This is a genomic window from Flavobacterium salilacus subsp. salilacus (assembly GCF_004634195.1).
In the GTDB taxonomy this organism is placed as follows: Bacteria; Bacteroidota; Bacteroidia; order Flavobacteriales; family Flavobacteriaceae; genus Flavobacterium; species Flavobacterium salilacus.
In genome coordinates, this window is the sequence record NZ_SKBP01000007.1 from 139481 (window position 1) to 152130 (window position 12650).

Consider the following 12650-nt stretch of genomic DNA (forward strand, 5'->3'; position numbering starts at 1 on the left):
TCAGACTATTTCCTGACACAGTTCTACCAGCACACCATTTGTGCCTTTTGGGTGCAGGAAAGCTACCAGTTTGTTATCTGCTCCTTTTTTCGGGGTTTCGTTCAGCACGGTAAAGCCTTCATTTTTAAGGCGGGCTATTTCGGCAACAATATCTTCTACATCAAAGGCTATATGGTGTATGCCCTCGCCTTTTTTCTCTAAAAATTTGGCAATAGGACTATCGGGGTTAGTAGCTTCCAGCAGTTCTATTTTGTTGGGTCCGTTCATAAAAAAAGAGGTTTTTACCCCTTCGCTGGCTACTTCTTCCATTTTATAGGCGGGTGTACCCAATAGTTTTTCGAATAAACGGTTGGATGCTTCGAGGTCTTTTACGGCAATGCCTATGTGTTCTATTTTTCTCATAAATGTTATTTTGTATGCGGTTTGTAAAAATAGTGATTTTACCATTTACAGCAGGAACGGTACAAAAACTATTAGTAAAAGATTCTGCGTGTCCTCGTTAAACTTATCCTAAACCTTTCGTATATATCCGCTAAGCCGTTTTTAAAACCTTAATTTTATTAAAATTGCTATAATTCGCTAATAATTAATGTTTTAATGAATTTCACTAACCCGTTGGTATATGGGGTGCCATGCTTTTTGGGCTTAATACTCCTCGAACTCAGCTATAGTAAACTTACAACCCGAAAAAGTCTTTATAACTGGAAGGATCTTGCTTCCAGCCTTAGCATAGGGTTGGGCTCGGCTGTGCTTGCCGCTTTGCTTAAAACGGTTACGGCTATTGTTGTTTTTACCTTTGTATATGATATTTTTAACCCTGTAGTAAATGGGGTTCGTACCAACATATTTGGTTGGGAATCTTTTGGGTATGCCTGGTATATATGGCTGCTGTGCCAGCTTGCCGATGATTTCAGTTACTATTGGTTTCATAGGCAAAACCACATGGTTCGGTTTTTTTGGGCAGCCCATATCGTGCATCATTCTTCCCATAAATTCAATTTAGGAACTGCGGTGCGCAATGGGTGGTTTACTTTGTTTTACAAACCGTTGTTTTATATATGGATTGTTGCCATAGGTTTTCCGCCCGAAATGCTTTTGGTATGTTTGGGTATAGAGTCGTTATGGCAATTTCAGCTTCATTCATTATATGTTCCAAAATTGGGTTTTGCAGAAAAAATATTTAATACTCACAAAATGCACCAGGTACACCACTCTAAAAACTTAGAGTATATGGATAAGAATCATGGGGGGTTCCTTAATATTTTTGACAAGATATTCGGGACGTGGAAAGATTATGATGATGATGTGGATATTGAGTTTGGAGTAACCTCGCCACCTGATTCATATAACCCCTATACCATACTAACCCATGAGTATGTTAATATCTGGCGGGATATGAAAAAATCTAAAAACTGGAAACACAAGTTTATGTATGTTTTTGGTCCGCCCGGCTGGAGCCACGATGGCAGTACTAAAACGGTAAAACAAATGCGCGAAGCGTTACGAAAGGGAAACAACCCGATAAAACAGGTAAAAAAAGAAGCTGATATTAAGCTGAAAGTACCACAGCCGGAGCATAACTCCGTTAGAGTATAATAATTAATTGATCTGTTGTACTAAAATTTTTTTGAGTAGTACTATTTGCCCTAAATGGTAGTAGCAGTGCTCAATCATTCCATCAATGTTTCTTTGGTATGTTCCGTATTTTTCATCCACAAATTTTTCATGCAGTTTCTCTTCTGGCATTTGTTCAATTAAAAGAGCAAACTCCTCTGCATCCTGCCAAAATTTGGTTAGGAAAGTTTCCCATTGCACCTGCGATTCAACAGGAGGGAAATCAAAACTGTATTTATCCCGTATTTCCAGATTCCCTCCTTTAAATACGTTACTTACACCTTTTATATAATAATGTATATGCTGTGCCAAAACGGCAATAGTATTGAGCGATTGATGCTTAGTGACTGCAACCTCCCAATTAAGGGTGGCTAACTGGTCTTTATAATTTGTATTTGCCACCCACGTTCCGTTCAAAATTACCTCTCTGAAACGTTTTGCCAGTTCGTGTTTGTTTCCCATAACTTTAGTATATCACTCTTTTTTATACAGATGCTGATAATAGATAAATGCCATCGGGCATAGCAGGATAAATGTAATAAGTTTTTTCGATGATTTTAACGATTCCTCCATTTGCCTATCTTTAAATTTATGTAAATTGTTAGCAAATACCTGTTTGTGGGTATTTTTATTGTTTTTAAAATCACTTACTTAGTACCTCTAAAAATCATAACAACTAAAAATCATGAAAAAAGCTGAATCGATATCCATAGCCGGGATTGTAAATAAAAGTTTAGACAATAATGTATTTCAGGAAATTGCAGCGGAACTGGAAACCGGAGTTGCCGATACTGATGACAAACTGACGGAGTTTAAAGTTGAGCAGAAAATAGCAAGCATCGATGCCAGTTCAGAGTTTAGTTTTGGAGGGTTTGTAAACTCTAACTCTAAAATTAAATCGCTGAAAACCTACTACATGGCAGCATTAATGTCTAACCGTTATAAACCGTTAATGGGTAATAATGGCGAAGTACTGGCTTTAAGAAGATACGGTATAGGCTTTGCCTTAACACTGGAAGTTAAAGATGTAGAAACCAAGATAAATGCCAATTATGGTGTTGTGGCCGCCGCAGGAGCTTTAGACCTCTCTAAAGTAGCCTATAAAATTTCGGTATATGGTGTTTTAACTCCTGAGTTAACGCAGTACTTGCCAAAACAGGAAGGCGATTTTACAAACGATATCTTTATTAAAATTCAGGATTTTTTTGCAAAGGCTAAAGAGCATATCGGCGACATGACACAGGCTGCGCTATACCCGATAGAGATAATAAAGAATACACAAATAGTTCCTGATAAATCGCACACGGTATCCATTTATTTTGCGAGCCACTGTATTGCATCCAACAAAAGTTTATCAGATTGTATAAAACTGTACCAACAAAAAAACCTGAATATAAACGATAATGTAATCCAGTTTATGTACAGTTATTTTGGTATTAAGGATGCCTATGTTACCCCATCGATTACACAAAGGCAGGATGCTGCCAAGTGGATTTCGGGTCAATATAATAAAGTAGAAAATACTATCGACAGTACCTGGGTTGAAATAGACTCGGCATATACCTACACCCTTAGCGAAGACAGTGTGTATAAGCCACACCCTGTTCCTGCTGACTGGGCACAGGCAGCAAAAGTACTGGAAGATGAAAATTTCGAAATCAGTGCTAACTATTCCTCCGAAATTAAAATAGGAGCCATGCTCAATGCCTCATCAGCGTTTAATACCTATACTTTGGGCAGGCGTATTGTGCATTATATGGATACGAATGATAACCCTGAACCGGGCAGCAAAGTTATAGAAACACGCTACGGTGTGGGTATTCGTATTATTATGAAAATTTCCAATACAGAATTTGGTACTGATATCAGCTTTGCCAACATAGGGGCTATTGCTGAGTTGAACTTAGGTAATGTTGAGTACGAAATTTCGGGTATAGGTATTAATGACAGCGATTTAATTAAATTGCTGCCCGTGCCTCAAAATATAAATCAGAACACATTTAGTGAGATTAATAAGACCATCGAAACACTAAAAACTAAGATTTCAAATTTAGACCCTACGGATTTTGAGCCACAGGCTCTACGCATAAGGGTAGAGGAGCCTGAGAATGTAGATCCTACACTACAGGCACAATCGACAGTTTTTGCATACAGAAACATTAAGGAAAAAGAAAGGCTTAATGATACACTTAACAAGGCTAAATCGTTAGGGCTATTAGAAGAGCCTATTAAAGAAGTATATAAAGAATTAGGCATTGAAGGTAACGACAGACCTGTGCGTTCTGATAAACTGGAAGCTATAGAATGGCTTGATTTTGAATAGAACGGATTAACTTAAGTTCTATAACACGAAGGGGGTTGTCTCAAAAGTGTCATTCTGAACGCAATGTAATGAAGTGAAGAATCTCAATTGTTTGATAAACAAAAGATTCTTCCTTCGTCAGAATGACAAAAATACTTGTTTAAGCACTTTTGAGGCAGCCCCTTTCCTGTTAATTTTTCCCATCCTTTTCATTCAGGTATTTCCAATAGCGTTTGGGTACGTGCTGTATGTGCAGTTTCATGTTTTTACGTGCCGGAATATTTGTACTGTTAAAGTAATCTTTCCAAAGTAGTGAGGCAAGTTCCTCACCACTATCAGTCAGTTCCTGTGGCAGGTTAACTTTATTCGTGTCTATCGCTGATACAAATTCATAAGTAATTTCGGTAACAGTGTGCAGGTTATAATACAGCCCATATTTGCGCTTCACATCATATATAATCCATTGCTGGTCGGCATAGCGGTTTTTAAAAAAATAAACAATCAATGGCAGCACATTAAAGTCGGGTTCTACAGGAGCATAATACATCCCGTCGGCTGTTTTCTGAAATCGGATAAAAGCCTTCATGCGGTGGCGTTCCCTGCCTACTTTTTTTACCATTTTAGATACGGCTATAACATGCGGGTTGCCAAAGTTTTTCTCGGAACCCTTTGGATTATCAAAAATATAACAGGCAAAATGAAACAAATCCTGAAAAGTTTGTGGCTGCTCTGATAAGTATGCCGTATAAAACTGTTTTAACCATTCGGGCGATAGCTTTTGTTGCAGCCCTTTCCAAACACGCTTTGCTTTTGCCTCGTCGTTTACAATAATAACGGTTTCCTCCAGCATGGCAGGCTGGTGCAGCTTTTGCCACACAAGCTGTATTGTGTCGGGCTTTTGCTCATAAAACTCAAAAATAGCTGTAAGCAGCCCTTCCAGCGAACCGTCAAAAACATACGTAACCATATTTAAAAAAGGCTTAACTGGTTTTGGGCTGTCTTTAAGTACTTACTGCTGCTTTCTGCCAGGATGAGGTTTTTTACATGCGGGGCATCAGGTTCATGCAGTAGGTAGGGGCTGTCGGCACAGCGTATAAAGTGTTTGGCGCGGTTATAGGCAACACCTATTTTTTGAAGCTGGTGGCTGCGTAGTTTGCCAAACTTGCGTGCCTGCACTATTTTTTGTGCCGACCGAACGCCCACACCCGGTATGCGCAAAATCATTTTATAATCGGCAGTATTAATATCTATAGGAAAATGTTCCATATTGCGCAGTGCCCAGCTTAGCTTCGGGTCAATATCCGTATCAAGGTGCGGGTTTTTCGGATTCAGCAATTCCTGTACGTTAAACCCGTAAAACCGCATAAGCCAATCGGTTTGATATAGCCTGTTTTCCCGTAGTAAGGGTGGCTGGCTGCCTATTACGGGCATTCGGGTATCATAACTTATGGGTATGTAGCCTGAGTAATACACCCGCTTTAAGTTAAAATTGCTGTAGTACTGTGCGGCACTGTACATAATTTCCATATCACTTTCGGGCGTAGCACCAATAACCATTTGGGTGCTTTGCCCTGCGGGTACAAACTTGGGGATGCTTTTTATAAGCCCTGTTTTTTTCTCCTCTTTATATTGCGTAATGGTGTTTTGTATAAAACCCAGTGGTTTTTTTACATCCTCATGCGATTTATCAGGAGCTAATAGTTTTAGTCCGCTCTCGGTAGGCATTTCGAGGTTAATACTCATTCGGTCGGCATACAACCCTGCTTCCGTAAGCAATTCTTCGCTCGCGCCGGGTATGGTTTTTAGGTGGATGTAGCCGTTAAACCGTTCTTCAGTACGCAATTTCTTAACAATGCGCACCAGTCGCTCCATAGTAAAATCGGCATTTTTAAAAATACCCGAACTTAAAAAGAGTCCTTCTATATAATTACGACGGTAAAAACTCATGGTAAGCTCCACCACTTCATCTACCGTAAAAGCAGCACGTTTTACATCATTGCTTTTTCGCGATACGCAAAAAGCACAGTCGTATATGCAATGGTTAGTAAGCAAAATTTTGAGCAATGACACGCATCGCCCGTCTTCGGTATAGGTATGGCAAATACCGCTGCTACTGCTGTCGCCTATACCTTTATTAGTGTTTTTTCGGTTGCCGCCACTGCTTGAACATGATACATCATACTTTGCTGCATCTGCCAATATGCTCAGTTTTTCCCTTATCCTTTCTGACATATATTATTATTTTCTTCAAAAATAAGAAAATAATCTTAATTAATTATAACTTAATGATTTGATAAATTTATATGATGGGGGTTTTTTGTTATTTAGCTGTTTTATTTAGCACATGGTCGATTTTAACAGACGTTGCCTTGTTTCGACAGGTGATTTTACCTGTAGTATATAAAAATAAAACGTTATGTGCGCTGAAAATCTATCGTTTAGATAAGAGAATTGTTATATAATTATAATAAAAAAGCATAATTATATCGAAAATGTATGAAGTGTTAGTTAAATAGGTTCAATATACTCAATAATTATATTGAGATGTAAAATTGAAGGATAAGTTTTATATTTGCGGTTTATTTAAAAACCTGTAAATTAAGTTTTTAACGTTCGGGGGGAAAGTGGTAAATACTGCTTTCCAATATTATATAAATGGTGTATAACTTAAATTTATGAAAAAGAATTTACTCCTTTTTGCTTTATTGGTAGTATCAATAAACGTTTTTTCGCAGGGAATTGTGGTCACGCCACATCCTACAAACAATCCTGCTGCTAACACGCAGTTAGTTACCAATGTTTTATTGAATGCAGACGATGCCTGCTTGGCGCAAATTTCTAATGTTACAAAAAGTACAGGTACTGATTTTGGTTACTCTCAGGGTAATGGTATAGGTACGTTTACGAATTCCAATGCTGCTTTTCCTTTTACAGGAGGTGTGGTGTTAACATCAGGGAATGCTTTAGCAGCACAAGGACCTAATACTAATACGTCCAGCTTCTCTTCGCCGGCATGGGCAGGAGATGCCGCAATAAATGCCGAAATTTCCATAAATTCTAAGAATGCCACTGTACTTGAGTTTGATTTTATTCCGGCAACAGCAACTTTTTCTATTGATTATATTTTTGCATCAGAAGAATATGGTACATACCAGTGTGAGTCTAACGATGGTTTTGCCATGTTGCTTACCGATGTTACTGGAGGCGGAGCACCCCAAAACGTAGCTTTAATACCGGTAACAGGGCAGCCAATATCTATAAATACAATTAAAGACGAGATAAACAACTCAGCCTGTCCGTCTGTAAACCCCGAATACTTCGGAGCTTTTTACGGAGGAGGTAATGCTGCCACAGCACCTATTAATTATGAAGGGCGTAGTGTATTGATGAATGCTTCGGCAACACTTATACCCGGAAATACCTACCATTTAAAGATAGTTATTGCTGATGATGGCGGGGCTGATAATACAGATGGTGAATATGACTCGGCTGTATTTTTCCCGCAGGGCGGTTTCAACTTAGGTCAGGAACTGTTGGGGTTAGACCTTACATTAGTAAATAATACCGCATTGTGCGAAGGCGATACTTTTACCCTTGATACAGGATTGGAACCAAACGAGGCTCTATATACATTTGCATGGACAAGAAATGACATCAACATACCCGGAGGTGCGGTTATAACCGATAACCAACCCGGTACATATACCGTTACTGTAACAAGAAATGATATTAACTGTACCGTTACACAGGATATTGAAATAGAATATGCACCACCGATTGTAGCCAACATTCCGAATGATATTTATGCTTGCGAGGATGGTTCCGGTAGCTATACCTACAACCTTGCACAAAACACACCTGTAGTTAAACAAGGGCTTAATCCTGCTACAGTAGTATCTTACCATGCCACACAAGCCAATGCCGAAAATAATGTATTGCCCTTAGGCAATACATACACAGGTCCGGGTAACGAAACAATATGGGTAAGGGTTAAAAGCCATAACAGTAACTGTTATGATGTAGTTTCTTTTGAGTTGCTTACTGCGCCTGCGCCTGTGGCTACACAACCTAATAACCTTATTTTATGTGAAAATGCGGAAGGTTCAGGAGAAGCAATCTTCAACCTATCATTGCAAAACGGAACAATATTGGGTTCACAGCCGGTAAACGAAAACACAATATTATACTTCACCTCTATGGCTGCCGCTGAAGACGGTTCAGATCCTATAGATATACCATCAAGCTACACAAGCGGTAGCCAAACCATATATGCAAGAGTACAACGTAATTTTGACCCCAACTGTTATACATTAACATCCTTCGAAATTATTGTTGTGCCGCTTCCGGTATTAACAACCCCTGACGATGTACAGGCTTGTAATACTTATACATTGCCTGCGCTTGCTGTAGGTAACTATTATACAGGTATAGGCGGTACAGGTACTATGCTGAATGCCGGAGATGAAATAACAACATCACAAACGCTTTACATATATGCTGTAAACACACAGGGTACTACAAACTGTGCAAATCAGGTAAACTTCAACATTGAGATTATTACTTCGGCTACAGCACCTGAGGATGTTTCCTCTTGCGGAGCATATACTCTTCCGGTATTGCCCGACGGACAGTTTTACTATAACGGTCCCGGCGGTACAGGCGGAGAAATTGCAGGAGGTACTGCAATTACCGCTACTCAGGTTATATATTTCTATATACCGGCTGCGGCATCGTGTACTGAAAATAATAACTTTACGGTTACCATTACCAACCCTCCGGTTATAACCGACCCTGCGGATGTAAATGAATGCAGCCCTTATACATTACCGGCATTACCTGCCGGACAAAGCTACTATACAGGCACAGGAGGTACAGGCACACAAATAGCTGCTGGAGCTGTAATAAGCACAAGCCAAACACTTTATATTTACAGTGTAGATGCTGCCAATCCTGATTGTAGCTCAGAGGAAAGTTTTACTATTACAATAAATAACATACAAGTAAATGATGTGGCAGACGTTACCCGTTGTGGTAACTATGTATTGCCGGCATTACCTGCGGGTCAAAACTACTATACCGGTCCTAATGGTACAGGCACTCTGCTACCTGTATCAACACCAATTACAACTTCTCAAACTATTTATATATATGCCGTTAGCCCTACCAATCCGGCATGTAACGATCAGGAAGACTTTTCGGTAACCATAAACCCATTTCCTGTACTTGCAGCTATTCCTGCTGTAACGGCGTGTACAAGTTATACACTGCCGGATATCCTTCCGTCTTACGCTGATTATTATACGGGCACTAACGGTACAGGTACAGTATTGCCGGCAGGCACTGTTATAACTGCAACACAAACAGTATATGCATATGCTGTATCGCCCGAAGGTTGTACCAGACAAAGAAGTTTTGTGGTAAACATTATAGATTTAGATGCCCTTGCTCCTGATGATGTGGAAGAGTGTATAAGTTATGTATTACCTTCATTACCTATAGGCGACTATTTTACAGGTCCGGGAGGTACAGGTACGCAGCTGACACCGGGTGCAAATATTACATCAAGCCAAACTATATATGTATATGTAGAGTCTAATACCACACCGGTATGTACTGCCGAAGATAGTTTTGAGGTTGTTATTAATCCGGCTCCTTTTTTAGATTTTACTTCGCCTGTTGTTGCCTGTACAAGTTATGCCTTGCCGGATATCCTTCCGTCATATGCTAATTATTATACAGGTAACAATGGTAATGGTACATTACTGCCTGCGGGAACCGCTATTACTTCCAGCCAGTTAGTATATGTTTACGCAGTATCGCCTGAAGGTTGTACCAGGCAGAGGAGCATTAATATAACTATAATAGACGGTTCGACAGCCCCTGCAGATGTTAATGCGTGCGGTAGCTATACGCTTCCTGAATTACCTTTAGGAGAATATCGTACAGCACCTGCCGGTGGCGGTACTGTTTTAAATGAAGGTACAACTATAACAAGCACACAAACTATTTATACCTATGTTGCTGTTACCGATGGTGCCAACTGTACAGACGATGACAGCTTTACCGTTACTATTACCCAAGAGCCTGTAGCAGACGATCCGGTAAATGTTACATCGTGTGTTGAATATCAATTACCGCCGTTAACCAATGGAGATTATTATACCGGACCGAACGGAACAGGGACAATGCTTAATGCCGGTGATATTATAAGTACAAGTACAACATTGTATGTATATGCTGAAAATAATTCGGTACCGAACTGTTTTGAAAATAATTCTTTCATCATTACAATTAATGACCTTGATATAGATGACCCTGCTGACCAGTTAGTGTGTGGTGGCTATGTACTTCCTGAACTGGAAATAGGCAATTATTTCATGCTGTCGGGAGGTCCTGATGTACCGGGTCAGGTACAATATGAAGCAGGCGATCTTATAGATACTGACGAAACTGTTTATATATATGCAACAACAAATACGTTGCCTGTATGTACGGATGAAGAAAGTTTTACCGTAACCATTAAGCCTGCACCGGCTATAGATACGCCTGCCAACGTAGGTTCGTGCGGAACTTATACCCTGCCGGCTTTAACAATAGGCGACTATTATACCGGTACCGGAGGGACAGGTACTCAGCTATTTGCAGGTCAGGTAATAAGTGCTGATATGGATATCTATGTTTATGCTGAAACAGGAGGTACTCCTAACTGTGCTGCAGAGCATATGTTCTCAGTATTTATTAATCCGCAAGCACCCGTTAGCTCAACAGTTTGTGATAGCTATGTGCTTCCCGAGCTTCCGGTAGGAAACTATTATACAGGTCCTGCAGGAACCGGTTTTCAGCTTAATGCCGGCGATGTAATAACATCTACTCAAGATATCTATGTGTATATAGAAATTGAGACAGTGCCTAACTGTACTGATAATAACTTCTTTACAGTAACAGTAAATCAGTCGCCCATATTAGCTCCGGTGCCGGTATTAGACCCGGTATGTGATTTTTATGAGCTACCTGAAATTTTAGTAGGAAATTATTATACACAGCCCGATGGCGAAGGTACATTACTTAACGCAGGTGAATTAATAACCAGCACACAAACAGTTTACGTGTATGCCGAAACAGGCACGAATCCAAACTGTACTGCACAGGATAGTTTTGAAGTAGTAGTTAACTATACACCAATTCCTGATGCACGTTCTACAGTAGAAAGATGTGACGAGTATGTACTGGATGAGCTTATTGTGGGAGACTATTATGCATTGCCGGGAGGTCCTGATGTTCCCGGTCAGCAGCAGTATTTTGCAGGCGATGTAATTACAGAGTCCATGACAATGTATATTTATGCAGAGTCGGGTACAACACCAAATTGTTCTGCCGAAAATAGCTTTGATATAGATATATATACCATAACAGCAGAAGATCCTGAAAATGGAGCAATATCTGTTTGTGACAGTTATACACTTCCTGAGCTTGAAATAAGTGACTATTACACATTGCCGGGAGGTCCTGATGTACCCGGTCAGGTATTATTTGAAGCAGGCGATGTTATAACAGCATCACAAACACTATATGTATATGCCGAGTTGGGAGGAAGGGTAAACTGTAATGACGAAAACGAATTTATAATTACAGTATTCGATACCCCAACAGTAGATGCTGCCCCCGTAAGCGAATCAGTATGTTTTCAATATGTGCTGCCCCAGCTTACCGTAGGAAATTATTATACAGGCCCTGCCGGAACAGGCACAATGCTAAATGCAGGAGATCTTATAACATCAACACAGGAAATATACATTTATGAAGCTACAGGAGATGCCTTTGTTACCTGTTCAGATGAGCGAAGCTTCATCATAACAGTAAACTCTGTTTACGTTCCTGAAATTGAAGATTTTGCAGCTTGCGAAGCTTACGTGTTGCCTCCGTTGGCAGTAGGCAACTATTTCACTGCTCCGGGAGGTACAGGTACATTGCTGCCTGCAGGTACCGAAATAACCACAACAAGCACAATATACATATATGCAGAAACTAATACAGTTCCTGTTTGTACAGCCGAAAGCGATTTTGAGGTTACCGTTGTTTATCCGCCAACATTTGTACAGCCGGAACCAATTACAACTTGCGGAATAGATGATTTAGGACATGGTATATTTAACCTCGTTCCATCTATACAAGTTGCTTTGGGAGGGCAGGCAAACGTTTTGGCAACAGTACACGAAACACTTATAGATGCTGAGTTTAATAACGCACCTATAGGAAATACAACGGCTTATGCTAATATTGTGGCAAACAACCAAACAGTATATATAAGGCTACAATCCGATATAGTATCTACATGTTATACAATTGTAGAGTTAGATTTAATTGTAAACCCACGTCCTCAGGCTGCTACACCCCAGGACTACGCCCTGTGCGATGCAGGTATTGATGATACCGATGGTCTGACCATCTTTGACCTTACTACAAAAGACGAAGAAGTACTTGACGGTATGAGCCCTGCTCTGTTTACAGTTACCTATCACGAAACACTAGCTGCCGCCGAAGCAGGTACAGCAGCTATAACTACGCCTGCCAACTACAGCAGCCCTACCGCCACTATCTACGTACGCGTAACCAACAACGCCACCGGCTGTTACGACATCGTGCTGCTGGAACTCATCGTCAACCCGCTGCCCGTAGTCAACAACCCCGCACCCTACACCCTGTGCGACATCAACAACCCGGGCGATGAACAAGA

At 40.3% G+C, this 12650-nt stretch carries 7 protein-coding genes; 3 read left to right on the top strand and 4 right to left on the bottom strand.

Features of this window, described 5'->3' with window-relative positions; genetic code table 11:
* The gene (gene mce, locus E0W68_RS10095) at positions 1-402 is read right to left on the bottom strand and encodes a methylmalonyl-CoA epimerase (protein WP_135219307.1); all 402 of its coding nucleotides are present in this window, start codon (positions 400-402) and stop codon (positions 1-3) included.
* Between the two features lie 195 nt (positions 403-597).
* On the opposite strand from mce, the gene E0W68_RS10100 reads away from it, so the two are divergent.
* Positions 598-1596: a sterol desaturase family protein gene (locus E0W68_RS10100; RefSeq protein WP_135219308.1), complete on the top strand. Its 999-nt coding sequence runs from the start codon at positions 598-600 to the stop codon at positions 1594-1596.
* Positions 1597-1599: 3 nt separating this feature from the next.
* On the opposite strand, the gene E0W68_RS10105 is transcribed toward E0W68_RS10100, so the two are convergent.
* Positions 1600-2076, bottom strand: coding sequence for a DUF1572 family protein (locus tag E0W68_RS10105; RefSeq protein WP_135219309.1), 477 nt, complete (start codon positions 2074-2076; stop codon positions 1600-1602).
* A gap of 223 nt (positions 2077-2299) precedes the next feature.
* Here E0W68_RS10105 and E0W68_RS10110 point away from each other — a divergent pair, with 223 nt between their 5' ends.
* Positions 2300-3937 (top strand): hypothetical protein, encoded by a 1638-nt coding sequence (locus E0W68_RS10110; RefSeq protein WP_135219310.1) that lies wholly within the window; start codon positions 2300-2302, stop codon positions 3935-3937.
* 169 nt (positions 3938-4106) lie between these two features.
* On the opposite strand, the gene E0W68_RS10115 is transcribed toward E0W68_RS10110, so the two are convergent.
* Both E0W68_RS10115 and E0W68_RS10120 read right to left on the bottom strand, forming a co-directional pair.
* A complete protein-coding gene (locus E0W68_RS10115; RefSeq protein WP_135219311.1) occupies positions 4107-4883 on the bottom strand; it encodes a TIGR03915 family putative DNA repair protein in 777 nt (258 codons plus the stop codon).
* A gap of 2 nt (positions 4884-4885) precedes the next feature.
* Positions 4886-6148, bottom strand: a complete 1263-nt coding sequence (locus tag E0W68_RS10120; RefSeq protein WP_135219312.1) for a putative DNA modification/repair radical SAM protein — start codon at positions 6146-6148, stop codon at positions 4886-4888.
* Between the two features lie 443 nt (positions 6149-6591).
* On the opposite strand from E0W68_RS10120, the gene E0W68_RS10125 reads away from it, so the two are divergent.
* A partial coding sequence (locus E0W68_RS10125) for a choice-of-anchor L domain-containing protein (RefSeq protein WP_135219313.1) occupies positions 6592-12650 on the top strand: 6059 nt, incomplete at its 3' end.